This window comes from Shewanella carassii (assembly GCF_002777975.1).
Lineage (GTDB): Bacteria > Pseudomonadota > Gammaproteobacteria > Enterobacterales > Shewanellaceae > Shewanella > Shewanella carassii.
Map to the genome: position 1 here is coordinate 123,846 of NZ_NGVS01000031.1, position 26,610 is coordinate 150,455.

Below are 26,610 nucleotides of genomic sequence, written 5' to 3' on the forward strand. Positions count from 1 at the left end.
CTCAATGAATGCCAATGTAAGAACCAATATCCGCCTGCAACAGGCCAAGCTGTTTTTTATCGGCCCTGAACTTATTCAGGTTATCCAGAGTTCTGCCGAGGCCGACACCCTGTTGTGGCAATGTGAGTTGCCGGGAACCGAGGATGGCGAGCTGGCCTTGTTGCAGTGGCTGGATGACACTCGCTTTCTGGCCTTGGGCCAAAATGGACTGCTTTTTGTCTGCGATTATCAGGCGCGCAGTTGTGAACAGGTGCTGGATTTACAAATCTCCGGAAGCCCCGGGGCCTGGCTCGATAGCCATAACCAGACCCTGTGGGTGGTCGGGCGGGTGGGCATCGCTGCGCGCCGCGGCCACAGCTTGCTCAAGGTCGATCTCGCGGCCATGGAGCCGGTACAGCATTGGCCTGTGAGCGCCGAAATCGAGCCTGAGTCACTGATTCTGACCCGGGATGGACGCGTGGCCTTCTATGGTCGCAATGATCATGAGGGTTACCGCTTCCGCTTTCAGCAACTGGTGTATTTTGACCCGTCAAACGAAACCTGGTCCGAACAGCCTCTGCCGGGGAAACCGGCTCCAGTGCAGGTTTCACCGCGAGATTATTGGTTCCAGAACCGTGCCAACGGCCTTATCACTACCCTGGCCGCCGATGGGGTGAGCCGTCATCAGGCCGAGGGCGAGCCTGTGCGTTACGAAGCCAGGTTGCAGCTGATAGATATGAATCTTGGCCGTCAAGTTGATGCCGGGGTGCGCTTGCTGGCCATGGCCGATATCTGTGATGAATATGATGCCGAAATGGTTCAGGAAGCGCTGGAGCGGATTGCCGCCGGTGAGATATCCCACCAGGATAACGACGAGTGGCAGCAACTGCTCAACAGCCTGACTTGCAGCTATTTTTGCGAGCAGGAGCAAGTCTTCTGGCTGGGCTGGAAAGGGGGGGTAGTGCAAAAGGTGTCGCCGGAGGGCGAGAGGCTTTCCCCTCTGTACCAACTGGGCAGTCAAGACTCTGCGGGGCAGTGGCGCCCCTTGAGCCACTATGGTGATGATCTGGTCATGATCAAGGGGGTTAACCAAGGGCGGCTCTGGTTGGCGTTCGGTGATCTCGATGAGCCCAGTCACTACTCGGTCGACATCGGCTCCCAAGCTGCTGTGCCCCAGAGCCTGCTGGCTGGTGAACAGCAAAAGTGCCCGCTCAATTGCTGCAGCTATCAACCCAAGCCGCTGCAAATTCCCAGCCAACTGCAGGCCGAGCCTTGCCCCAGTGGTAGGGTGACTCTCTATTGTGACGATCTGACATCGGATCAAGGCAGGCTGCAACTCTTGCAGCAACTACTGGCGGTGCTCCCCAAATTGGAGCAGAGCCTGGGGGAGGCGTGCGGAGCGCCCTTAGCCTCAGTAACAGCCAGAGCCACAGTTGAAACCAGAACCGGCTGGCTTGGCCGCTTGAAACAGAAAATAACCCATAGTGCGGTTACTGAGCCTGGCAGGCTCTGGTTTGCCTTTGTCGATGGTTTGGGGAATCGGCACAGCGAGTACGACTTCTTCCACTATGCCGTGCGTCTGGAGCAGGGGCCTGAGTTGATTGCGGCCATCCTGGCGGCATACTGCCGTCTGCCCCAGGCCAGATGCTTGCTGGGAGCCAAGGGACAGCCTGTGCTGGCCGAGGCTGCCTTGGCGCTCAGCCAGCACAGGCAGGCTTTGCCGCAACTCGCGGACTATTTCAATGTTCTCAGCGCCTTACCCGTGCATCCATTTCATATCAATCGCACCTTGAAAGTGATCTTTGCCGAACATCAGGACTCGCAAGAGTTGGCGGCTTTCCTGGCGGCGGTCCCAAGCCCCTATAACGACCCGGAGTTTAAGCTGGCCGAGAAAGGCGACTATGACGACGAATAATTCGATAACGACGATAACTGGCAGTCGCTGGTATTTTTGAGCAAAGGATAAAGAAATATGTCATTCACAAGTTCGCCGGTTGGCGACGGTAAACTCATCTATATCGATGCGGACAATGGCTGCCCTTGCCTGTATCTCTATGAAGCGGCAGATACGGGCTCGGGTTATCGGCTCATCTGGAGCACAGACTTTCCCATGGCCGAGGGCACTATGCAGGTCAGTGGCTGTTTTCATGGGGTGCCGGGGCGTGAGCAGAGCTGCGTTATCTGGGATCAGCAGGGCTGTCTCTACTTGGTGGATCTGGCGCATCGGCAACAGGAGTTTTTGGCTCATACCGGGATGGAATATCTCAAAGTCGCGGTATTGAGTGATGGCCGAACCCTGGCATCACTGGGCGAAAATGACCGGCGCTGCTGTTACGATTTAATGCTCTGGCACTGGCTGGAGGACAGGGAACTCTCGCCCTCGGCTGCCATGCAGCTGAATGATGAGGTGGATAATCAGGGCAGCCCTTGGGCCGAGGTCGATGCGACCGGACTGCCGGACAGCATGGGGCTGAGTTTTACCGATCGCCTCTATGCCGGGCCGGATAACAGCTTGATCCTGCATTGTCACCGCAGTCGGCGTCGTCGGTCCCAGGCCTGGCAGTTTTTGCTGCGGTTGGACCCTATGGCTGTCGTGGGCAGTGACCCCGTAGGTAGTAGCATTAACCAAGTTCAATGGCAGGGCCGTTATTCCGAGCTCTTGCAGGTGGCGGCCATGCCATTGCCCAATCCGCCGGGGAATGAAGCGCTCTGGGAGTGTGCCCTGGCGCTGGACAGTGAGCGCGGTGAGCTTACCCTGCCGACCATGGAGTTGAGCCGGGTAGCCGATGCTGAAACCGAGGCGCTGGCGTATCAGTTGCAGCGCATTGACTTGCGCCTAGGTCGCGAGATAGGCCGTTTTTGCGTGCGTCAATATACCCGCGAGCAACTGGCTGATGACGCCGACATGCTGTTGGCCCCGGCCGATGTCGACAATCTCGACTGGCAAGAGGCCCAGGGGCGTTTCTGGCTACAGCTGGATGATATTGCCTACTGCGATGACGAAGCGGCGCTTTGGCTTGGCTGGCATGGAGGCGCGACTCGCAAGGTTTCTCTGGACGGGCAGTGGCGCTCACCCCTGTATCTCCCGGATGGCGAAGATGACTTATACGACGAGGAGGGCATGAAACTCCTCGGCAAGGGAGCCTTGCTGACCGACTGGCATTATCTGTGGCGCGTCAATTCCAACGTCAATCCCAACCCCACTTTGGATCTGGCCAGCCAGATGAACCAAGCGCCCGCCGCCATGGACGCGAGCTTTGCTGTGCAATTACAGCAGACAGAATGGAGCAGCTTCCATGCCCAGGCGCAGGTGCAGGATACAGTTCCCCCTTTGCTCGGTTTTTCGCGAATCGAAGTCAGGGATCTGCAGTCAGCGAGTGCGAGGCTTGAGGCCTTGGACAAGCTAGTGCTGCGGGCATTGACAGATTTTGAATCGCTCAAGTCGGGTAAAGACTTGCGCCTCGGTTTTTATGATGCCGACGAAAGCTGGGATGAGGCGCGCTTCTTTGAGGCTGTGGCCCTCCAATTGGAAGGCCGGAACTATATGGCACGTCTGCTGGGGCTATTCATTGCCAATGAGCGACTCCATTACTGTTACAGCGATCCACATATCAGCAAGCCGGCACTGGCCGACTGTGCATTGCAATTGGGATTGGCCGGCAGCCAATATCTGCCGCTGGTGGCCCAATACCTCAACTGTATCGATGTCGATCATGAGCTGTTTTTCCAACAGGATGGCAATCTGGATACCTTGCTCGGCAAGTATGCCGATACCCCTGACGGCGAGGCCTTTAACCGCCTCCTGCCATATGAAATGAGCCATCAGGATGAAGATGATTATCAATGAAATGATGCTTAATTCAGGGGTAATTATCATAAATAACAAAGGGTTGTTTTGTGATTGAGATTTTGGATTTTGCCCCGTATCCAGAGAGATACGCCCAGGGGGGCGAATTGGGCCCCAGGTTGCTGAAAGTAAAGTCTGATATAGGTGGCCCGGTTCTCCATCTATTGCAGATGCGTCCGTTCGATGAAGGTGGCACCGAACTGCTTTGGGCTGCCGAGTTGAGTTCATCCAAGGGACTGGTGACCCTGAAAGGGCAAACCCGGGATGGCGCCTGTGTTTTTGGCAACCAATTTGGTGCTTTCTATCTGTACGATCCCGCGCAGCAGCAATGCCGTTTACTGCATGATTATCAAAGTAAATTTGGTAGTGTCCAGGGTGTTGTCAACAGTGGTGGTGATGCCTTGCTGGTGCTGTTTTATGAGATGGGCAAGGATACGGACTTAACCTTGCAACGCCTGCCTCTTATTCCTGAAGTTGGCGCTGTCAGCGAGATTTCAGCCCAGCTGTATGATGAAGATTGTTTTGGCGGTGGTTATGACTATCTGGATGAGGATGGGCCTTACTTTTGTTTGAATAACACCAATCTCAATCAACGTCTTTATGCCGGGCCGGACAACAGCTTGCTTATGCATGTCATAGATGAAGACGAAGAACTGCACTACATGGTTCGCATTGATATCCAGGGCGAAGGAGTGAAGTTCAAGGTATTTCCCCTGGACGATTCAGTGCTTGAATGGGACCCTGAACCTGGGGCGATTGCGGTTTGTCCGCAACGAGCCCTGGCGGCCATCCCAGTGATTCGAGAGACAGATGCGGGTGTTGTCATTGGGGTTGAATGGCTCAATCTCGACAATGGTGAGCGCTCGGAGGCCGGAGTTGTGCGGCTTTGTGAAGACGAAGAGGATGCGCTTTTCCATCTCGAACAGTTGGATACTTCTATCTGGCAGGCCGATGGGCTGTGGCTGAGTTGGTCTGATGGTTTGGTGGTCAGGTTGGCATTGGATCCGCAAACGCCGCCTTTGACCCTCTTGGCAAAGGGGCAACTGCTGCATGTAGGTACAGAGTTGATCTTCTCGGATCGCGAAGAACTGCTGCGCTGCCCTTTCCCTGAGCCTGCACAGTGGCAAGGCAGCCCTATCTCGTTACCCCTGGAGTCCTGTCACTGGCAGCACAACTGGAGGCTGAGTGAGGCGCAGCGCCAGGCGCTGCAATGTTTTGGACATACGCTGATAAAGGTTGCCGATCTCGAAAGTACCGAAGGCCAACTCGACGCGCTGCGCCAACTGCAGTCACTGACTCAGGATTGCAGCAAGCTGTTGCACGGCAAGACCTTGGCCTTTAGGTTTACCGATGGCAAACAGCAATGGGATGAGGCCAGTTTTTTCCAACGTTCAGCCTGTCACGCCGAAGCCTTGCCGCTGATGGCGCAAATTCTGCAGCAGTTTTGCCGCAGTTTTGACGGCAGTGATCAATGTGATGGCGCCAACTGGGGGACGCCGCTGGCCAGTTGTGCCTTGCAGTTGGGATTACAGGATGTGCAGTACCTGCCTCTTATTACCGAATACGGCAATGCACTGGATGTTGATCATGAAAACTTCTTTGGTGGTGAAGGCGATGCCTTGTATCAATTGGGTCTGCGCCATGGCAACAGCCCTGAATGGCAAGCATTTTTGAGCTTGCACTCTGATACCGAGGAGGATGAGCAATGGGATTGAGACAATCGGCCAACAGCATGGCGAGGGTGATTAGCGATCTCTTTATTCAGCCAGAGTTTGGCGGGGCAGAAAAAGCCCGCGACCGGAGTCGCTATTTTATTGCGCTGCTGCCCATACTGGCTATCCATTATCAGTGGCAACTGGTGTACATGTTCTCACCTTCACTGCTGCTGGCAATCCAAGAGGTCGACTTCTTTATTTCACTGTTGGCTATCTTGGCAACTGGGCTACAACTCAGCATAGGTGCGGGGTTGCTGGCAGCGCATATTGCTATTGGTCGACGGGCGTTCGGGTATTTGGGCGGTGTGCCTCTGGCATTGGTGAACATCCTGTTCGGCTTCTCCTACCCAACGCTACTGAGCATGCTTCAGTTTGACAAGATGATACCTTGGCTTGGCTTGATGTTTGCCTTGGGCTGCGCTGTTGTTTGGCTGGTGGTGCAGTTACTGATCTACCTGTTTCGGCCTCCCTTGGTAAAAGTTGAACCTGAACACCCTTTGCTGGCTCATCGTAAGGGGTGTGCCCCCGATCGTCAGACGCCGGCGTTGGCTTTCTTTCGCAGCAGCATGATACTGGGGCTTTGCAACGGATTGTTTCTCGGATGGCTAATCTTTATGGTGCAAACTTCCGGTTCCCCTTCTTTTGCGTTGCGCTCTCTGCTGCGGCTTGAAGGGCAGGGGACAGGAACGCTCATCATGTTTTGGTTACTGCCCAGCCTCTATTTCGGCTACAGGATTATCAGTCGCAGGGCTCGTAATCTGGGGTGGTCAGTCGCCAAGACGGTATGTTTGATGTTGTTTATTACTCTACTGTTATTACCCGGGAGCGGTGTGGTTTTCGGTCTGGCCCTGTCCTCAATAGACTCCTACGTCAGTTATATCCTTATCAGCATCTCACTGATGCTGCTTTGGGGAGCCACGCTCTCGACGTCACTGCTGAATATGATGCTGCTTTGGCTGGTGCCCAAGGACCCCAGAAGCAGCCGTGATACCCAGGCCGCCTGGGTGAAGCTGAAGCAGTAACGAAGCGACAGACTGCCGGATTCTGCCGTTTGTTGGTATTTTGTCTGTATGGGGCCCCTGTGACTGTGGGCTCCTTTGTTCTTTTGATTCTCTTGGCCTTATCACTCTCCTTGCTTTTGTGAATGGTCCCTCCCTGACCGGGCAAACTTGCAATCAAGCTCATAAATCCTTATGGTCTAAAACGCTTTACGCTTGGTTACCTAAATACCTCGTAACTCACACGAATAAGATACAAACATCTCACAACGTAACATCGCTTTGATTTGCGTCACTTTTTGTACATTTTCCGGATCAATATTATCGACCGGGTGTCTGTCCGCGCCTATTTTATTTAATACGGCGTTCAACTCGTGGCCTTATACCCGAGTGGGAACGAACAGAAGAGCCAAAAATATGAAAAAACACTTCGAACTCATAGATAAAGCCACTTTCTTTGGTGCCCTGGGCTTGCTGCTGGCGGTGGTGGTCCCACTGGCGCTGTTTCCGGTTGAAGGGGCCGAATGGATAGCCGTTGCCAAGGCGTTTATGACGGATAAGTTGGGTTTTGCTTACCTGTCGCTTGGGCTAGCCGCCTTCTTCTTTATGATTTATATCATCTTCTCGGATATCGGCCAGATCAAGCTCGGCGATGCCGATGAAAAGCCGGAGTTTGCCACCGCTTCCTGGGCGGCAATGCTGTTTTGCGGCGGTATAGGCGCCAGTATTCTCTATTGGGGCACGATTGAGTGGGCCTATTACTATCAACACCCGCCGTTCCAACTTCAAGCCGGCAGTGAAGAAGCGGTGCGCTGGGCCGCGACTTACGGCCTCTTCCACTGGGGACCTATCGCCTGGAGCATCTATTTGATCCCGGCCATCCCCATCGCTTACTTCTTTTATGTTCGCAGGCAACCCGTGCTCAAGGTGTCGGCAGCCTTGATGCCCGTGATAGGTGAAGGCCGCAGTCATGGCAAGCTCGGTAAGTTTATCGATATATTGTTTATTTTCGGCTTGCTGGGTGGGGCGGCGACAACGCTTGGGTTGGCGGCGCCGCTGATCAACGAAGGCCTGAGTTACCTGTTTGATCTGCCATCGACCACGGGTAGCCAGATAGGGGTTTTGCTTCTGTGTACTGCACTGTTTGCCTATTCCTCCTACAAGGGAATGGATGAAGGTATTAAGGTGCTGAGTAATATCAACTTCTGGGGCGCACTGGCGCTGCTGGCATTTATTCTGTTTGCCGGCCCTACCATTTTTATGTTGGAAACCGGCCTGGACTCCCTGGGGCGGATGCTGAGCAACTTCTTTATGATGGCCACCTGGGCCGAGCCTTTCGGTGGTTTGGGCACCTTTGAAAATACCCACTTCCCTCAGGACTGGACCATCTTCTATTGGGCCTGGTGGTTGGTGTTTGCCCCCAGCATGGGATTGTTTGTGGCGCGGATCTCCCGCGGCCGCACCATCAAACAGATGGTGGCCGGTTCAATTTTCTTCGGCTCCCTGGGCTGTGCCATGTACTTTATGATCTTGGGTAACTTCGGCTTGTCGTTGCAATTATCCGGTGAGCTGGATGTGGTGGCGATCCTCAATGATCAAGGGGCGACCAGAGCGATTTTTGCGATATTGGAGCAGCTGCCGTTCAGTTACCTGGTCATCGCCGTCTTTACGATCTTGTGTATCATCTTTACCGCCACCACCTTTGATTCCATCTCTTATATTCTGGCATCCGTGGTGCAAAACAATGTCACCGAGGAACCACTGCGCTGGAACCGCCTATTCTGGGCCTTTACCCTGTCTTTTATGCCTTCGGTACTGATGTTTATGGGGGGGCTCGCCACCTTGCAGACGGCGGCTATCGTCGGTGGTCTACCGCTCTTGGTGATCGCCGTGATGTTGATGATGTCCGGGGTCAAGGCGGCCATGTTGGACTTGAGTCATCAGGATGGTTACGAGGATCCCGTGATAAATATTTCGGATCTGCCTGAGGTCGACCCCTGGAGCCGTGAGGGCCAGGCGCTGGCCAAGTTTGAGCAGCTGCGAGACAGCGCCATCGAGGCCGCCGACGCCGAGCGTGAAGCCCTGGATGCCATCTGGGAGCTGAAAAAACAGCTGCGCCGAGAAGCCTTGAGCCGCAGTGAATCGCATCTGGAGTTGGGGGATGCGCCCGATGAGACTCTTGCCGAGCTGCAGCGCCTCACTGATGAAGCCATGGCGGCAAAGGAGCGTAAGCTGCAAGCCTCGGAGCAAGCCCAGGCTGCCCGTATTACTTTCAATGATTTGATGCGGCAGAAACAGGAGGAGGAAGCGCGGCAGGCGCAGGAAGAAGCCAAGGCACAGATCATTGAACGCCTCAACGGCCGCGACTCGTAACGCTATGGCCCGGTTTGCCGCCCGGGCCTAAAACAGCTAAAATTTTTACCTCATAAATCAATTGAATATAGGACGTTATACATGAATGGAGCGGGAGGGAGTTCCGGCGGCATTGGTCAGTTTTTTATTGGCCTTATCATGATGTGTGGTGGTGGTTACATGCTGCTCAATGCCATTAGGGTATCCAGCAGTTTTGGTCTTGGCACCCGCTTGTATGGTGTTCCCGCATTTGGCAGCCAGTGGGGGATCACCGGCGGTATGATCCTGGTGCCCTTTATTCTAGGGGTTGGGATGATTTTCTATAACGGCAAGAATATTCTTGGCTGGTTATTGGCGATTGGCTCAATCACAGCGATGATTTTCGGGGTTATTTCTACCATTCACTTCAGCCTGCGCAGCATGAGTAGTTTTGATCTCTTGGTGATCCTAGTATTGCTGACAGGTGGCATAGGTTTGTTCCTGCGTTCACTCAAAGGCAGCTGAGACAGTTAAAGGAGGCTGTGCCTGGGTCGGCAACGCCTCTTTATCTTTGTTAAACCACAGCCATGTGGCATGCGCTTTACGATGCTCGACTCGTCTTGCTCTAGGGTTGTCTGATTCCTCCCGAGAAGACAATCGAGCCCTTTTGCATTCGTTAGCGCTCATCGGCAGTCAACGGCTGTGAGGTATCCGGCGGCTTTGGCGGCGGGTCAAGTGTCTGATGACAGACTCGGGCTATCCTCCTTCGAACAGACAACATACACAGCGAGCCATGGGGCGGTTGCGACTCTATCCAACCTGCGCCGCCCGGTTTTTGACAACTTTCAAGCAATCCTCCCGGCCGTTCCCCTGACGGCATTACACAGACAGTTAATTTGTTTTTTAGCTTTAATCTTTAATTTCTAATCGGTTTGATGGCGGTTGGTTGTTTTGCCGAGTTTATTAACTTGGTATTTCCAAAAGTAAAAATTACTGCACATGTCACGGAATGATAATGGATCTCATTTGTGTCTGGATTTTTATTTGTAAGATGTTGCACAATATGGCCACTGTCTGTCCACTCCCTCGATAAGGATTCTAATGAACCGGAAACATGCCCCCGCTAAGCTGTCTATGTGCATATTGTTGAGCCTCTATGGCGGTCAGGCGCTGGCAGCTGAGATAGCGACTTTGCCAGAAACTCAAGCCGAAACCGAAAAGGTGCAGGCCGGGATTAATATTGAACGGCAACAGATCGCCAATACTCCTGTTGGCAATACAGACCTTTCCAGTTTATTACAGCGTCAATCCGGTATCGGTGTGGATAACGGAATTTCCGGTATGCGAGGGGGGGATCTTGCGCCGGAAGCTATCTCCATTGCGGGAGCCCGGCCTCATGAGACTCAATATATGATTGGTGGGGTATCGACCAATAATATTACTACCGCAGGCACACATGAAAATTCGGGAGCATTGGGCTCAGGCCATACTTCCGGATACTTTGTCGATACCGCATTGATGGAGAGTGTCGAGGTTCTGGAGCGCAACATTAGCCCTGAATACGGCGGTTTTACTGGCGGGATCGTCAATGTCGAATTGCGTAAACCGACGAACGAATTCCAACTGGAATATAACTATCGCATGACCGACAGCGACTGGAATGCCAAGCCAGAGACCTCGGCCAAGGATAAAGGATTTGATGATGGGGCCTATGGTGATGGTCGCTATCAACCTAATTATCAAAAACGATTTCATAGTTTGCACCTCAGTGGCGCCATCAGTGAACATCAGAAACTTGCCGTTAATCTGAGTCGCAAAGACTCGGAAATTCCACTTAATAATGGCGGTGAAGTCAAAGATTACGGTCAGAGCATCGACAACCTGTTTCTGACCCATTTCCTGGAATGGGGCCGTTGGCAGCTGCAGTCAGATCTGCGTTATTCCAGTTTCAGTAGCAAGGCATTTCGTAATGATGCTTTGAATAATGACGCCGCTCAGGCCGAAAGCGACTCCACCAGTGAACATCAAGGCTTGGGAGCAACATTCAAACTCGAAGGTGTCTTCGATTGGGGGACCTGGAATACCTCTTTGGCATTTGACCAACTCGAAGATAGCCGCACATCTGAGGTCGATTATCTCAGGATCAATATCATTTCCGGTGAGAACTTTAAACGGGAAAACATCGGAGGGCTCGGCAACCTCAGCCAGACTCAAGACACTTGGCAGCTCAAGTCAACGCTTGAGCTGGCTCCCTTGTATCTCGGACAAACCCGCCATGACCTTATGCTGGGGGCTGAGTTTGTCAGCCAGCAGGCGATGCAGCAGAGAAATAAGGACTTTAGTGCCTTTCAATACTCAGAAAAAAGCTCAGATAACAAGAGTATAGTTAATTGGAACCTGTATGAGGCCGGTAGGGTTGAGGTCGATAGCCGCCGTATCGCCCTGTTTGCTTCGGATACAGTGGCATGGGATAAATTGACGCTCAATCTGGGCGGACGTTTGGAGCATCTGGAGGCGTTTGACGATACAGTATTTTCTCCTCGGCTGAGTGCCAGTTGGGATTTTGACACTGAATTTACCAATAGAGTGACACTGGGTACCAGTCGTTATTATGCCAGCGAGCAGTTGAGTTGGGCGCTGCGCAATGAAGCTAGAATCCTGCATACACAGTATAAAAAATGCACCTCAGCAACCGGTGACTACTCAAGTAACCAGTTGGCTGATTATCAATGCCTTTCGTCTAACCCTAGTCAGGTTCTTGATCTCAATACTGCAGAAGTACCTTACGCCAATGAATACAGCGTGAATTGGGACTTGGAGCTGGGGAATTGGGGGATCAATAGCGGATACCTCATGCGGCAGCAACGCAAGGGCTTATCTATGGTTATGGTCAAGGATCGCATTGCCAATGAGATTAAAAGTGACAGTCATATCCTGAGTCTGGATATCCACAACCTGGAACGATTTAATTTTGTTGGCGGGAAGTTGTCGACTTATTTAAATCTGTCCTATGAGGACCGCAAAGCCAGCGGTAACTTTAGCCCTAAATATGATGCGGTCAATGATCTGTCCAACGCCTATGAGGAGGAGTGGGTCATTTATAACGGCCAATTGATCAAAAGTTCAGAAATGGATACTTCCGGCTTGAGCTCTCCATGGGAAGCCAGATTGGGGGCTGATATTGAATGGGACAGCCTGGGGCTGACCTGGAGTAATCTGCTCAATTATGAAGATGGCCGTAATCTCAGCCAGTTGGTCGGGTATCAAAGGGTTGAGATAGACGGCCAAACAACCCTAGCCAAAGCCATCAACTCGGCCAAAATGGATAGCCTAATCACCTGGGATACCAGTCTGCGCTGGAGCCCGGAAGCCTTGGTGAAACATCACGCCAGTATTGAGCTCAGTGTTACCAACTTACTGGACTCCCATGCTCAGATCAGCACCCATGGCAGCAACATCAATGGTCGCGACATGAGCTTCAACTACTTCAACAAGGGCCGTGAGGTTTGGCTGAGCCTGACTATCCGCAATTGATCTTCTTCATTTGATTTAAAACGGGCCAATGCCGTTGGCCCGTTGCTATAACCTTGGAATAATTATGAAAAAACTCTACCTGGCTGTCATCGTTGGTACGCTTTTGATGACAGGTTGTAGCCAGCCTGTTGTACCGCAGTCGGCTTCCCCCGAGGTGATGAACACCTTGTCTCTTCGCAGTGGCATTGAACAAGGGCAGCTGGCCAATGGTATGCGCTATGTGTTTGCTCACAATGAACATTCCGGTGAGCGTGTCTCTCTGCAATTGATTGTGCATTCCGGCTCCCTAGATGAGGCCGATGATCAACAGGGGATTGCCCATTTGGTTGAACACATGGCATTCAATGGCACCAAGGCCTTTCCGGGCAACGCCATTATTGAACACCAAGAAGCGCTGGGTATGGCGTTTGGCCGCGATGTGAATGCCATGACCGAGTACCACACGACCTCCTATTTCTTGCATCTACCCAATAATTCGCTGCCTATGTTGACAGAAGGCTTCAACATGTTGTCCCAACAGGCGTTTGAGCTGGAATTTGATGCCGCAGAATTGGAAAAAGAGCGTCCTGTCGTTGAGGAAGAGTGGCGCGGCGGACGTAATATGATGGCCAGAATGGGGACAGAAAACCGAGCCATTCTGCTCCAAGGCAGCCGTTATGCCGAGCGTAATCCCATAGGTGATATGGAGTTGGTTCGCCATGTCGATGCGGGGCGGATAAAGGACTTTTGGGAAACCTGGTACCACCCCAATAATATGACCCTAGTGATCGTCGGTAATACAGATAAAGCCACTATTTTACCCCTGCTCAATCAGTTTTTTGCGGCCAAGCCAGCGGCTGAATTACCGCAGCGGGCCGAGATCACCCTGCCTCTGAATAACACACTGCAACTTGCCAGTATTGAAGATGATGAAATCACGACTGAAGTGGTATCCATCAGCTTGCGTGGGGTTCAGGCCGAGGTGATGGATACGGCGAGCCTGCGCGGTGAGCTGATCAATGAGTTGGCGATGGCCATGTTGAGCAAGCGTTTGAATGAAACCTATCAGACCGATGGTGAATATATTACCCGTATGGTGGCCGCCAGCCAGCCGTTGATCCCTGGATACAATAACAACCGCATTATTGCCATTCTTAAAGACAAACAGTATGCGCAAGGATTCTCAGAGCTGTTTACCCAGTTGAGCCGCTATAAGCACCATGGTTTTGAAGCCACAGATCTTGAGGTCGCCAAGGCTAACACCCTGCAGCGCTACAGGCAGATTGCCGAAGGGCAGGCCAATGCCACCAACAATCGGCTCCTGATGGCGATATTCAACCAAATTCGCAGTCAATCTCCTCTATTTGATCCAAGCGGAAAATTCCAACGGGCCGAGCAGCTGCTGGGCAAGATTACTTTGGATGAAATCAATCGCTATTTCGCTGACATGTTGGATGAGCGGGCACCAACGGCAATAGTGCAGCTCAATCCCAAGAATCATGATGCCTTACCCGGTGAAGGTGATGTGCGCCAGCTATGGCTTGAGACCATGGCTAATCCACCTTCGGTCGCAACAAAGAGCGCTCAGATCAAGCCTTTGTTTGAAGCTCGCCCCGATAAGGTAGAGCCGGTATCCCATCAGGAGATCAATAACACCCATATCTGGCGTTTCGCCAATGGCGCCAGCGTTTGGTTTCTGCCAAGCCAGGAAACAGAGAATCAACTGATGATCCGTTGGCAAGGTCTGGGTGGCAGCACGCATCTGCCACAAGCGCAACAGCGAGCCGCGCAATTGTCGGCGCAGAACCTGGGGCTGTTTGGTTATGGCGGGCACAGTGCCTCTGAACTGGCGGTCGCCAATGCCGGAAAACAGATACGCCAGATGGCCACTGTCTCTGCGACCGAACATATGCTGTTTGGCAACACGGACAGGCATAGCCTGGAAGCCTGGTTGCAAAATTTGAACCTGCGGCTGACAAAACCGCAAACCGATGATGCCGTATGGCAATCACGCAAAAATTTGATTGAGCGGGGATTAAAGAACCGCACCGCAACCGCCGCCGGTCAGTTCAATCACGCCATCGATGCTATTCGTTATCAGGCATTACCCATTATGTTGCCAATGCAGGAGCAGGAGTTGGCACAGATCACCGCCGAGCAGCTGTTGCAAGCCTGGCAAGCCATTTTTGGTCATGCGGCAGATCATCAGTTGGTCATTGTCGGTGACGCCGAGCCTGAAGAGGTGCTCGATCTTGCCAGCCGCTATATTGGTCATCTACCTAAAGGCATAGCTCGTACCGATAAAGTGCTCCCGGCCTTTGGTGAAGGTAAGCATGACATTCGTATTCAAGCCGGCAAGGAGCCTGTCGGTCTGACGACTGTGCTGTTTAATGTTGCTTACCCTTACAGTGTTGACGCCGAGCAGCAGGCACAGCTTCTCAGCCGGATTATCGGTACTCGCTTGAGAGAGGCCTTGAGGGAATCTGCCGGTGGAGTATACAGCCCAAGGTTTGGTATACGCCTGGATCGTGAGCGGCAACAGGCCTACGGCATGATCAGTTACAGCCATCAACCGCAACGCGGAGATGAACTGCGTAAGCTTGCCTCTGATGTGATCAGCAAAGTACTGAGTGAGGGGATTACCGATAGAGAGCTGGCTCAGGTGAAACAACAGTTTCAATCATCATTGGCGCCTGAAGTACTGACCGATAGACACAGGTTCAGTACCTTGGTGGATAACGCCAGATTCAATCGCTTTGAACGTTTGCCGGAAGATTATCTGAACTGGCTGGAACAGGTGACCAAAGAGGAATTGGATGCCCTGGCCCAAGTGGTGCTGACCAGTCCCAATCAGATTGATGCACGTTTGACCCCAGAATTGAATTGAGCAAGCGGGCCCGGCGTTTCTCGCCGGGCCGGAGAGTGTATATGTTGATAGTGAAACAATTCTGGCTTTTGGCTAAACCTTACTGGGCCGACAGGCGCAACTGGTTTACCTGGGTGCTGTTATGCGTGTGTATTGCCGCCCACCTGGCCGAAGTGGAAGTGGCTGTATGGCTCAATGATTGGAACGGTGAGTTTTTTGATGCTATCGCCGCGGTCGATGTGGATAAAATCTATCCGTTACTGATTGAGTTTACTGGTATTTTGGCCTTGCTGGTTTTACTGGCGGTTTATAGCAACTGGTTGATCCAACTGATAGTCATACGTTGGCGTACGGCGTTGACCGCAGAGTTTGTCGGCAAGTGGCTGACAGACAAGCGTTATTATCGCCTGGGACTGGGCAGTGAGCCGGATAACCCGGATCAACGCATAGCCGAAGACACGCGGCTATTGGCCGACAGCACAGTGAAACTGTTTGTCGGCGGTATTCAGTCGCTGGCCACCTTGCTGACCTTTTCCGCCATTCTGTGGCAGTTGTCCGGTAATCTCAGCTTTGAATGGCAGGGAGAGCCGACACAAATTGCCGGTTATCTGTTTTGGGTGGCATTAATCTACTCCATCTTCGGCACCATGTTGACCCACTTCTTTGGCCATCAATTACATGGTTTGAATTTCCAGCAACAGCGTAAAGAAGCCAACTTTCGTGCCCTGTTATTACGTAAATTGGATGCCGCCGAGCAGATCGCCTTGCTGGGGGGCGAACGTCGAGAACAGCAGCAATTGAAGCAGAGTTTCGACGATATTGCGGGTAACTGGATCTCTTTGATGAATCGCGAGAAAAAGCTCGGTTTCATCATCAATACCTATCACAGGATTGCCACTATGTTGCCCTTGTTTGCCGGGATCCCGGCATTATTGGCCAAGAGCATCACCATAGGTGGTCTGTTCCAAGTGCGGATGGCTTTTATGCGGGTCTACAGTGCGCTCAGTTGGTTTGTGCACCAGTACGACGAGCTGACTCGCTGGAGTGCCACCGTCGTACGTTTATCCCAGTTTATACAGGCACTTGAACAACTTCCCTTGGGGGATGAAGTCCCCAAGGCGCAAGGGCTCGCTTGTGACAAGCTGTCAGTGGCCAAACCCAATGGCGACTGGTTAATTGAAGAGTTGGATTTTCGACTGAATCCGGCGGCTTGTCTGATGATCAGCGGCGCCAGTGGGTTGGGCAAATCAACGCTTCTACGAACGCTGGCCGGAATATGGCCCTTCTATAAAGGCCGCTATCGCCACGGCCAGGGGCAAACTCTGCTGTTGCCTCAAAAGCCTTATTTGCCCAGTGGCTCGCTGCGGGACTGCCTGTGTTATCCGGGGGAGGGGTTATGGACGGATTCTGAGCTGCAACAAGCCTTGAGCTTGGTGGGGCTGGCAGCGCTCGTCAATCAGTTGGATGTTGAAGCGCCGTGGCAGCAAAAACTCTCAGGAGGGGAGCAGCAGAGATTGAGCCTCGCCCGAGCGCTCTTACACAAACCCCAAACTCTGATTTTGGATGAAGCGACCAGCAGCTTGGATGAATCCTCTGCCAAAGCCATGGTGACTGTGCTGAAACAGCAATTGCCAGAAACCAGCATCATGATGGTCTCTCATCAACGCCATCTAGATGCCTTATTTGAACAAACACTGGATCTGAACGCTTACGCCAATGTGGCAAACCTAAGGGGGGCACAATGAAACGGCTACACGGGTGGCGCCTGGGTATTGGCATGCTGGGCCTAGGTTTGATTTCAGGCGCTTATGCCGATGCCCTGCAAACAACCGACGCTATGATGGAAGAGAAGTTGGGATATGACAAAGCCGGTACAGAGTTGAAAGCTCACTGGCAACAGGAACAACAAAACCTGAGTCGTTTACTCAACAACTATCGAGTGGAACGCCAGTTGCTGCAACAGAGGCTGCAATCGGCTAATGCCGAGGAGGGTGAGGCCGGAGCTCGCCGGGAAGCATTGGCATCGGAGCAATTATTGCTGGAGCAAGAGGCCGGGCAGTACAGCAAATTGGTGGATACAGCCGCCCAGCGGTTGTCTGCCATTTGGTCAAGATTGCCGGCTCCCGTGGTGCGTGAGCAGCAAGACGAGTTGAACTTGCTGCTTAATTCCCAGGAAAAATTGGCCAGTCGATTTACGGCCTTGGTAAATTTAATCGAGGCCTTGGTGAGTTTTGATCACAGCATAAGTTTGGATCACACCCTGCTTGTACTGGAAGAACAACAGTGGCAAGCCCAAGTGCTCTATTTGGGCCTGGGGCGAGCACTTTATCGCTTGCCGGACGGTTCCCGCACCGGAGTGGGGTTCCCGGATGACTCAGGCTGGAAGTGGCAGACCGTTGCGGCAGAGGACCATGATGCCATCAATAACGCCTTTGCCATTTACTTACAGCAGCAGTCTGCGGCTTTGGTGTCACTGCCTTTGCTTACCGGCGATCAGGGAGGTGATGGCCAATGAAAAAACGCCTGTTTGGGATCTTTGCTGTGGTGACGATCACCGCCGTCACTGCCTTACCTTTGGGCATGGCTCACAGCGCCAATGCCCAAGATCCTATGCTCGAATATCAAGCTCAGTTGAAGCGAGAATTGGCTCACTCCAAAGACAGATTCACGCAAGCGCAAAAGCGGGTTGAATCGGAGCGGGGCGCCCTGCTCAAACAGCTTACTGCTCTGGAAACTGAACTCATTGGCTTACGCCAGCAACTGGCGGGGCAAACCCGAGCGCAGGATGAAGCCTTTGTCAGTATTGCCGCCATGGAAAAGCGTTTGAATCAATGGCAGGAGCAAAATCGCTATATTCATAATCTGTTGGTTCGTCATGCTGGTCATAATGGCGGCGATCCCTTGAGTGTGTTACAGCAAGAGTTAGCCGAGTTACCGAGCAAACTGGCCCCGCAATGGGCGCCAGGGCAAGCGATTGCCGCCAATGGCGCAATTGTCAGTGGCAAGCGCTTGGATATCGGCCCCCTCAGCTATTTACTGACGCAGCAAGAGCTGAGTCTACTGCAATGGCAGGACACCCTTGGCCATGAGCTGCCAGTGATAATGCTGTCCTTGAGCCAGACATCGGCCAGCCATCTCCCCGTCGATGTGAGCGGAAGCCGCGCCCTGCGCATTGCCGCCGAGGAAAAAAACTGGTGGCAGCGCTTGGAGCTTGGCGGCATATGGGTATTCCCTATTATTGGCATGGGAATCTTGGCGCTGGTGATGGCCTTGAAAAAAGCCTGGCAGCTTCGCGGCCAACCCAAGCCCAATTGTGCATTGGTGGCCAGATTTATGTCTGATGGCCAATTACCGGAAGGCGCCGGATGGCAGCGGGAATTGATCCGTGAGGCTTGGCAGCGCCGGGGTTGTGGTATGGAGTCCATGGCCGATCAGTTGCATCAAATTTTGCTGCAGTTCAAGTCCCGTCAAGATGCCGGTATGGCAATGATCGCCGCAACGGCGGCCGTGGCTCCTCTGATGGGGTTGCTGGGGACTGTCAGTGGCATGATCCATACCTTCGAAATGATGAATCTGTTTGGCAATCAGGATTCCAGCTTATTGGCGGGTGGCATTTCTGAAGCCCTGATAACTACTGAGCTGGGCTTGGTGGTGGCGATCCCGGCATTGCTCATTCATGCCTGGCTCAGCCGACGTCATCAAGGCTTATTGAATCAGCTGGAAGCCGACGCCATGTTGCTGAGCCAGTTGGGAGATAGACGAGATGAGTGACGCTTTGCACCAGTATCTGCCTGATTGGGTGCTCGGGGGCGGCCCCATTTTGGTGTTTATTCTGTTTTTTGCCGTAGTGCTCTATTGGCAGCTGGCAGATTTACTACTGCAACTTAAGTGTGTCGGTGGCAAAAGTTGCTGGCAATGCTGTAACCACAAGTGTGTACAGCTGCTTGCCTGGGTGAGTGCCGCACCGTTACTCGGCTTATTGGGGACTGTGGATGGTTTGCTCGGCAGTTTCGAGGCCATGACTCAGGGGCATGGTGAGGCGATAACTCGGGGAATGGCGCAAGCCTTGTTGACCACAGAGGTGGGGTTGGCCGTCGCGATCCCTGCCTGGTTATTGTTGCTGCTTGGACAGCAGCATTGTCAATCTCAATTGGAACAGCAGATATGAAGTATCGCCGCCCCCTGCTCAGCCAACAGCAAGAGAAGAATCTGACCGTAGATATCTCTCCTCTACTGGATGTTGTATTTATTCTGCTGATTTTTTTCATCGTCTCTGCGGTATTTGTGCGCGAGACCGGCGTGGAAATTCATCGCCCTCAGGCTGCCAGTAGCGAGAGTGTCGCCGAACGGAGCGTGTTGTTGGCCATTACGGCCAATGGTGAAGTTTGGCATGGCGGGGCTCATATTGGTCTTGCTGGCGTTGCCCCTTTGCTGAGGCAGATGAGTGACCGCCCTGTAGTCATTCAGGCCGATAAAGACATAGATGCCGGACGCCTTATCGCGCTGATAGATGCCTGCAAATTGGCGACATCGGCCAGCGTCAGTGTGGCAACGACTTTGGAGTAGAGGATGGCTTATTTTTCTCAGCGGATATCGTTTCCCCGGCCCTTACTTAAACTCATGTTGGTATTGCTGATGCTGCTGTTGCTGGGCACCATAATGCAAGTCAGAAAGCACGCGTCCTCGGCGCCGGAACAACTCTTGGTGAGAGAGGTGGTGGTGGCCAAGTTGACACCACCACCCGCACCGCCGCAAGCGCAGCATCAAGATGCCTCCAACCAACATCCCAAGTTGCTGTTGAGTGACTCGGCCGCCGAAGTCAGTTTAATGGTCACCCCTATGGAGGTGGCATTGCCAACACTCAGTGGCCCGGTAGCACCTGAGCCCAGTGCGCTGGCGCTGCCAAGTTTCAGTCTGTCTCAGCAGGAGACAGTTGCCGAAAGCATAGAAACCTTTGCCTTGGAACAGTTGGATCAGGTGCCAAGATTACTCAGCCGAATTTCCGCCAAAGTCCCACAGTCACTGGCGGCAAAAGGGGTGCATGAATTGCAACTGACCTTGCATGTGGTCATTCACGAAAACGGGAGTGCTGAGTTCAAGGGACTGGAGTCTCAGCCTTTGGCAGAGTTGCTTCAAGTCGCGCAACAAATTGCTCATCAAGCCAGATTCACGGCTCCAATGCGCGGCGGCGTAAAAGTTAAGGCCGAGTTCTATTGGCCGGTAAGGATTAAAGCATGAGATATTTTGCCTTGAGGGGAGCCAATGGTGGGCGCTGGTTAGTGTTGCCTGTGTTGCTGGTGTTGTCCCTTTATCGTTTTGCTTCAGCAAATGAGTTAGTAGATTTACCCTCAGTGCCGCAGTTTATGATGAGTCCCATAGGGCAATATGAACCCGGGATCGATCTGGAAGAGCGGCAGGTGCTGCGTCAAGTCAGTAAATTGGTTGAAGCCGACAAGTTTACCGAGGCCAGGGTTGAACTCAAGTTGGCCTTGAGCCGTTCCGGAGACGCCGCCCTTTGGTACACCTTGGCCGGGATTGAGCAGCAGCTGGGGGATTTGAAGGCTGCCGCCCAGGCGTTGGAGAGCGCCCTGCAACTCTTGCCCGATTTCACCCGTGCCCAGGTTCAGTTAGCCGGGATCTTAACCTTGCAGAAGCGTTATGTTGAGGCTCGCCCCTGGTTGCAAAAAGCCCTGGCCCGGCAGGCCAGTGCGCCCTTGTATGGCATGTTGGGATACGGCTATTTGCTGGAGGCTGAATATCTCCCCGCCAGGGCGGCTTATCAGCAAGCCCTGTTGTTGGATGCCGACAATCGGGAGTATCAAAAAGCGCTGTTGCAACTGTCATTGGCCATGGATGACTTGGCAGGGGCAGAGCAAGCTTTGAATTTATTGATTAAGTCAGACCCCTCCCAGAGCAAAAAAGAGGCGGAACTCTATCTGCTCAGGGCTAATCTGGCACTAAGGCAGGGGCATGATATTAAGGCCATCAATAGTTTGACCTTGGCGAAGTCCTTATCTGATAACCATAAGCAACGCCGAGCCATTGATTGGCAATTGTCGCAGCTTTATCTGAAAAATGGCTTGCATGAAAACGCCTTACCGGCGCTTTATGCCGTGGTTAATGCCGGGACCTTGCCCCCTTGGTCCGAGTTGATAGTGACCCTGAATTATCTGTTACAACAGCAACAACACCAGGCGGTGAGTGAGCTGGCCGCCAAACTGATGCAACAGAAAAATCTGCCTCAGGTGCAACAGAGTCAGCTGTATGTCTTGATGGGCAAGGGGATGGTATCGGAAGGAAAAAGTGCATCTGCGGTTAAAAAGTTTACTCAGGCGTTGTCTTTGGATGCCCTGAATGGGGACGCCTTGATTGAATTGGCGCTGCTCAAGCAAGAGGCGCAGCCGCAAACTGCGGAGCAACTGCTGCAGCGGGCGGCCGATATCCCCGAAACTCAGATCAGGGCGTTGACTCTACTCGCTCAGCTGTTGGTTGAACAACAGCGTTACGACAGAGCCTTGCTGGCATTGAAACAGGTGTCGCATCTGGCGCCGGATACCCCAGGGCTTAAGCAAAATCTGCAAGTCGTGACCAATTTAACGCGTTTGAGCCGCTAAGCGGTTTCGAGAGGGGCCGAGCTATCTCTTCGGGGGCTGCCCTGCTCGGTATCTTGGGTTAGACAGCATTATTGATAACCGCTGACTTGAAGGCTGGTGTTTAGCCTTTAATCTCACTGTCAGTGGACGAGCCCCTGACATAGAACGTAATATAGCGCCCGTATTAGGTTTTAACTCAATCGGTTCCCGTTAATATGCTGCTGATGATCGACAACTATGATTCCTTTACCTTCAATCTGGTGCAGTATTTTCAGCAGTTGGGGCAGCAGCCTGTTATCAAGCGTAACGATGAGATTGGCCTCGATGAGATCCGTGAGTTGGCGCCGGATTATCTGGTGATCTCTCCCGGGCCCTGTAGCCCGGATCAGGCGGGGATCTCGCTGGCCGCCATCGAACATTTTGCCGGTGAGTTGCCTATTCTGGGTGTCTGTCTTGGACACCAATCGCTGGCTCAGGTGTTCGGTGCCAAGGTGGTTCGGGCCAAGCGGGTGATGCACGGTAAGACATCGGCAATCAGTCACCATGGCCACGGGCTGTTTCAAGGCCTGGCCAACCCCTTGACTGTGACTCGTTATCACTCGCTGTTGATTGACAGCGTGCCCCAAGGTTTTACTCTGGATGCCTGGTATGACGACCCGCTACACGGGCGGGAAATTATGGCCATCAGCCATGCCGAGAAACGCCTCTACGGCGTGCAGTTTCATCCCGAATCCATTCTGACCCAGCAAGGGCTGGAATTGCTGAATAATTTTCTGCGTCTGGCGTAGCAGAGCCTCGAGTTTAAAGGGGGGATCCGCCCGAAGGATGCTCTGTGACTTACCCCCCTCTCCTTAACAAGCCTTTACAAGTTTTCAGCTTTTGCCGAACAACATCCCCTGACAAATATGGTATAACAGGCCGCAATCGCTTGTTTTCTATCATATGCCGCTTCCCGGCGGCCAAGATAACTATAAATAAAGGAAGGATGATGAAAAGCCTGATGCGTCATGTCGGTCTGAGTGTTTTGACTCTGGCCGTTCTCAGCGGCTGCGCCGCCACCGAGCCGCAACTCACCACCCAAGAGATCACCAACCCCAGCCAAACAGTACCCTTGGCAGCGCCTCCTGTGGCCGATAAGCCGTTAACTCTGAATCAAATTATGGCGGATCCCGATTGGATGGGACTCGCCCCCAAAGGTGCCTACTGGAGCGATGACAGCAGCGCTGTGCTGTTTGCCCGCCAGCAGAGTGCATCTGTGCTGCGCAGTTACTATCGTCAGGGAGTGACAGACAAACAGGCGCAGGAACTGGCGTTGTCTGAACTGCATACCGTCTCACAACGAGACGGCGTTCTGAGCCCAGATAAACGCCGCAAGGCTTATATCTATCAGGGCAACCTGTTTGTAAAGGACTTGGGCAGCGGTGAGATTACTCAGTTGACCCGGCAAAATACCAAGATTGAAGGACTGCGCTTTTTAGCGAATGGTGATCTTGCCTATTGGCAGGCGGGGCAGGTATTCAGATTGCATGTAGGCTCGGGCCTTGTGGAACAGCTCGCGGATATCAAGATGGCCAAAGAGCCGGTGCAGACCCAAGAGCCGGAAACTTATCTCGCCAAAGAGCAACATAAACTGATCCGCTATGTGGCCAAGCAGCAGGAAAACGCCAAGTCTCGGGAGACATATCAGCAGCAGTTACAGAGTGAAGATCCGACCCTGACGGCCAAGCCTTGGTATCTGGGTGAGAGTGAGCAACTGGTGGAACTGAGCCTGTCGCCGGACGGTCGCTATCTGTTGTTGGCTTTGCAGGATAAGAGTTATAACTGGCGTGGCGAGCATGACATCATGCCTAACTATCTTGGCAAAGATGGCTATGTCGATCCCGTGCCGGTGCGAGCCAGAGTGGCTGAAGACAAGGCTCCGGGGCAGCGTTTGGTGTTGCTGGATTTGCAGCAGCGGAGTCAGAAAGAGATAACCATCGAAGGCTTGCTCGGCTACGACCAGGATGTGTTGGCCGAGGTTAAGGCCGAAAACGCCAAGGCGAAAGGCGAGCGCTATGAAAGCAAAAAAGCCCCGCGCAAGATCCAACTGATGCAGGATTGGGGCTGGCGCCAGAGCGCTATTCAATGGCAAGAGTCGGGCGAGCGAGTGGCCGTAATGCTGGAAGCCGTGGACAACAAAGACCGTTGGCTGGCCCGGGTCGATCTGGCCAAGGGCAAGCTAATCACTGAGCACAGGCTGCATGATGATGCCTGGGTAAACTATGACTACAATCAGTACGGTTGGCTACCCGGCAGCGACACCCTGTACTATCTGTCGGAAGAGAGCGGTTATTCGCAGCTGTATCTCAAGCCACTCGGCGGTAAGGCGCGGGCTTTGACCTCGGGCAAGTTCGTGGTCAGTGACTTAACCCTGAGCCCGGATAACCGTTATATCTACTACAAGGCCAATAAGGATCACCCCGGCAAGTACAATGTCTATCGGGTTGAGATCAGTAGCGGCAAAGATGAACAGTTGACTCAGTGGAATGGCGTGCTCGACTACAGCCTGAGCCCGGATGGTCGTTCGCTGCTGTTGACCGCCTCCAGCCTGACCCGGCCGGATGAACTCTATATTCAAGCCATAGGCGGTGAGTTGACTCAACTGACCCATTACACCAGTGATAGCTTCAAGAGTTATCCTTGGCAGGCGCCTGAGGTGGTTGCCGTGCCCTCCAGCCATGGCGCCGGTGAAGTCTATGCCAGGGTGTATCTGCCGACCGGTTTCGACAAGGATCGCGCCGAGTCATATCCGGCAGTGATCTTCAATCATGGTGCCGGTTATCTGCAGAATGCCCATTATGGGTTTTCCGGTTATTTCCGTGAGTTCATGTTCCATAACCTGCTGGCACAGCAGGGATATGTGGTGATGGACATGGATTATCGCGGCTCCAAAGGCTATGGCCGCGACTGGCGCACCGCTATCTACCGCAACATGGGGCATCCGGAAGTGGAAGACTTGGCCGATGGCGTCAAGTGGATGAGCCAACATGCCAATGTTGATGCCAAGCGGGTGGGCACCTATGGCGGTTCTTACGGCGGCTTTTTGACCTTTATGGCACTGTTTACTCAACCCGAGTTGTTCCAGGCCGGTGCCGCGCTGCGGCCGGTGACCGACTGGGCTCACTATAATGCGCCTTATACCTCGAACATACTCAACACCCCGGATGTGGACCACATCGCCTATGAACGCAGCTCGCCCATCTACCATGCCGAGGGTTTGCAAAAGCCGCTGCTGATCATGAGCGGAGTCATGGACGACAACGTCTTCTTCCAGGACAGTGTCCGCCTAGTGCAGCGACTGATAGAGCTGGAAAAGCCGATGTTTGAGACGGCTATCTATCCGGTGGAACCCCATGGCTTCAGACAGCCATCGAGCTGGCTGGACGAGTATCGCCGCATCTATAAGTTGTTTGAACAAGAGCTGAAATAATCACTTTACAGGCCTCATTCGAGGCCTGTTTCTTTTTGCTATCAAGATATTGCTGATAAAGCCGCTACATATATAACAATAAAGGGGCTAACATAAAAACACAGGGCCCGGACACGGGCGTGGCAGGAAGGGACTGATTTGGCCTTGTCGGTAGCGGGTGGCGTTAAACCCGGTAGTGTAATAGAGATAGAGCAGCGCCTGTATCAACAACTGATACTGGGTAAGCAGCGCATTGACAGCGGTGGCGATGAGCTTGAACCTGAGCTGGAGGCGGTGGCCTTCAAGCTTGAGGTTGAACGTGAGGCGACTCTGGAGCGGCTCGCCAGGCAGCAACAAGCCAAGGCGCTCTATCAGAAGGTATCGGCTCAGTTAATCGAGACCCTGGCGGCAGAGCTCGGCAACCGTCTTGCCTCCATCGAAGAGGTGACACGCTTATCAGGCATCACAGACAAACAGATCTTGCTGCTGGAGCTATTGCAGCATCCAAGGCTGGATCTAGCACGTCTTCGCCCGGTCGTTGCCGAGCAGAGTTGGCTGGTGAGAGACTTGAGCTCTCTGGTCAACAGTCCCTCATTCAGGGCTCGCAGGCCGCAGAATCTGGATGTACAGCTGACAGATCTCAAGTTGGTACTCAGCTATATCGGGGTTGAAAATCTGCGCATTTTAGTCCCTTACTACACTTGTCGTCATTGGCTGCCCACAGGTCATGCCAGTCTGCTTTGGACGGTACGTAAGCTATGGCGCTTCTCGCAGGTGCAGGGCATTGCTGCCAGAACCCTGGCCAAGTTACATGACTTGGATGCCCCTATGCTGTATGCGGTTTCCCTGATGCAACAACTGGGGATCTCTGTGCTGCTCTCCATGAGCGCCAAGCTGTTTGAGCAGTTGCGTGGCTCCTGGCTCAGAGAGGCGAGTCGAGACAGGGATAAGGCACTCTATGATGCCATTGCCCTGTGTGATTTCCCCGCGGCCCTGGTCTATTCCTTGATCAAACAACATGCTGGAACGCTCAATTGGCAACTGCCGACCCAGCTTGGGTTTGCGGATGCCGCCATGGTGACCCTCCTTAAAGAGCGGGATACGGCACTGAGTTTTAATCAACTCTCACCCCATGCGGCTGTGCTAGCCAAAGCCGATTGTTTTGCTAAGTGTTTTTTACTGGAAGAGATGCGGCAACTGGAATTCAGGGACAGGCGGATCATGATGGCGTATCATGAGCTCACTGAACAGGAACTCATTCGTCTCAAAGGCCAGAATTACCGCAAACCCGAACTGCTTTAAGCGCTTGTGGCGCCTGTA

Annotated in this window: 18 protein-coding genes; all 18 read left to right on the top strand. The window is 53.1% G+C overall.

Going from position 1 to position 26,610, the window contains the following annotated elements; all coding sequences use genetic code 11:
* The first annotated feature begins 4 nt into the window (after nucleotides 1–4).
* The 18 genes from CBE72_RS15335 (at nucleotide 5) to CBE72_RS15420 (ending at nucleotide 26,592) form a co-directional block, all read left to right on the top strand.
* Entirely contained in the window at nucleotides 5–1,894 is a 1,890-nt protein-coding gene (locus CBE72_RS15335) for an NHL repeat-containing protein (protein WP_100144733.1), read from the top strand.
* Between the two features lie 57 nt (nucleotides 1,895–1,951).
* Complete coding sequence (locus CBE72_RS15340; RefSeq protein WP_100144734.1) at nucleotides 1,952–3,826, top strand: hypothetical protein; 1,875 nt, start codon at nucleotides 1,952–1,954, stop codon at nucleotides 3,824–3,826.
* A gap of 50 nt (nucleotides 3,827–3,876) precedes the next feature.
* Nucleotides 3,877–5,541 carry a hypothetical protein gene (locus CBE72_RS15345; protein WP_100144736.1) on the top strand — a complete coding sequence of 555 codons (1,665 nt, stop codon included), beginning with the start codon at nucleotides 3,877–3,879 and terminating at the stop codon, nucleotides 5,539–5,541.
* Nucleotides 5,532–6,563 carry a hypothetical protein gene (locus CBE72_RS15350; protein ID WP_100144738.1) on the top strand — a complete coding sequence of 344 codons (1,032 nt, stop codon included), beginning with the start codon at nucleotides 5,532–5,534 and terminating at the stop codon, nucleotides 6,561–6,563. The genes CBE72_RS15345 and CBE72_RS15350 overlap by 10 nt, the downstream gene beginning before the upstream one ends.
* 393 nt (nucleotides 6,564–6,956) lie before the next feature.
* Nucleotides 6,957–8,912, top strand: a complete 1,956-nt coding sequence (locus tag CBE72_RS15355; protein ID WP_100144740.1) for a BCCT family transporter — start codon at nucleotides 6,957–6,959, stop codon at nucleotides 8,910–8,912.
* A gap of 81 nt (nucleotides 8,913–8,993) precedes the next feature.
* Entirely contained in the window at nucleotides 8,994–9,395 is a 402-nt protein-coding gene (locus tag CBE72_RS15360; RefSeq protein WP_100144742.1) for a hypothetical protein, read from the top strand.
* 576 nt (nucleotides 9,396–9,971) lie between these two features.
* A complete protein-coding gene (locus CBE72_RS15365) occupies nucleotides 9,972–12,404 on the top strand; it encodes a TonB-dependent receptor plug domain-containing protein (RefSeq protein WP_100144744.1) in 2,433 nt (810 codons plus the stop codon).
* A gap of 64 nt (nucleotides 12,405–12,468) precedes the next feature.
* A complete protein-coding gene (locus CBE72_RS15370; RefSeq protein WP_167387685.1) occupies nucleotides 12,469–15,270 on the top strand; it encodes a M16 family metallopeptidase in 2,802 nt (933 codons plus the stop codon).
* Nucleotides 15,271–15,311: 41 nt separating this feature from the next.
* Nucleotides 15,312–16,994 carry an ABC transporter ATP-binding protein/permease gene (locus CBE72_RS15375; protein WP_100144748.1) on the top strand — a complete coding sequence of 561 codons (1,683 nt, stop codon included), beginning with the start codon at nucleotides 15,312–15,314 and terminating at the stop codon, nucleotides 16,992–16,994.
* Entirely contained in the window at nucleotides 16,991–17,764 is a 774-nt protein-coding gene (locus tag CBE72_RS15380; RefSeq protein ID WP_100144750.1) for a DUF3450 family protein, read from the top strand. Before CBE72_RS15375 ends, CBE72_RS15380 begins: the two co-directional genes overlap by 4 nt.
* Nucleotides 17,761–19,020 carry a MotA/TolQ/ExbB proton channel family protein gene (locus CBE72_RS15385; protein ID WP_100144752.1) on the top strand — a complete coding sequence of 420 codons (1,260 nt, stop codon included), beginning with the start codon at nucleotides 17,761–17,763 and terminating at the stop codon, nucleotides 19,018–19,020. Before CBE72_RS15380 ends, CBE72_RS15385 begins: the two co-directional genes overlap by 4 nt.
* Nucleotides 19,013–19,417, top strand: a complete 405-nt coding sequence (locus CBE72_RS15390; protein ID WP_100144754.1) for a MotA/TolQ/ExbB proton channel family protein — start codon at nucleotides 19,013–19,015, stop codon at nucleotides 19,415–19,417. Before CBE72_RS15385 ends, CBE72_RS15390 begins: the two co-directional genes overlap by 8 nt.
* Nucleotides 19,414–19,815, top strand: coding sequence for an ExbD/TolR family protein (locus tag CBE72_RS15395; RefSeq protein ID WP_100144756.1), 402 nt, complete (start codon nucleotides 19,414–19,416; stop codon nucleotides 19,813–19,815). Before CBE72_RS15390 ends, CBE72_RS15395 begins: the two co-directional genes overlap by 4 nt.
* A gap of 3 nt (nucleotides 19,816–19,818) precedes the next feature.
* On the top strand, nucleotides 19,819–20,487 hold the full coding sequence (locus tag CBE72_RS15400; protein ID WP_100144758.1) for an energy transducer TonB: 669 nt from the start codon (nucleotides 19,819–19,821) through the stop codon (nucleotides 20,485–20,487).
* A complete protein-coding gene (locus CBE72_RS15405; RefSeq protein WP_100144760.1) occupies nucleotides 20,484–21,863 on the top strand; it encodes a tetratricopeptide repeat protein in 1,380 nt (459 codons plus the stop codon). Before CBE72_RS15400 ends, CBE72_RS15405 begins: the two co-directional genes overlap by 4 nt.
* A 194-nt stretch (nucleotides 21,864–22,057) precedes the next feature.
* The gene (locus CBE72_RS15410) at nucleotides 22,058–22,630 is read left to right on the top strand and encodes an aminodeoxychorismate/anthranilate synthase component II (RefSeq protein WP_100144762.1); all 573 of its coding nucleotides are present in this window, start codon (nucleotides 22,058–22,060) and stop codon (nucleotides 22,628–22,630) included.
* A gap of 200 nt (nucleotides 22,631–22,830) precedes the next feature.
* Entirely contained in the window at nucleotides 22,831–25,311 is a 2,481-nt protein-coding gene (locus CBE72_RS15415; RefSeq protein ID WP_100144764.1) for a S9 family peptidase, read from the top strand.
* Nucleotides 25,312–25,449: 138 nt separating this feature from the next.
* Complete coding sequence (locus CBE72_RS15420) at nucleotides 25,450–26,592, top strand: HDOD domain-containing protein (RefSeq protein WP_100144766.1); 1,143 nt, start codon at nucleotides 25,450–25,452, stop codon at nucleotides 26,590–26,592.
* Nucleotides 26,593–26,610 lie beyond the last annotated feature (18 nt).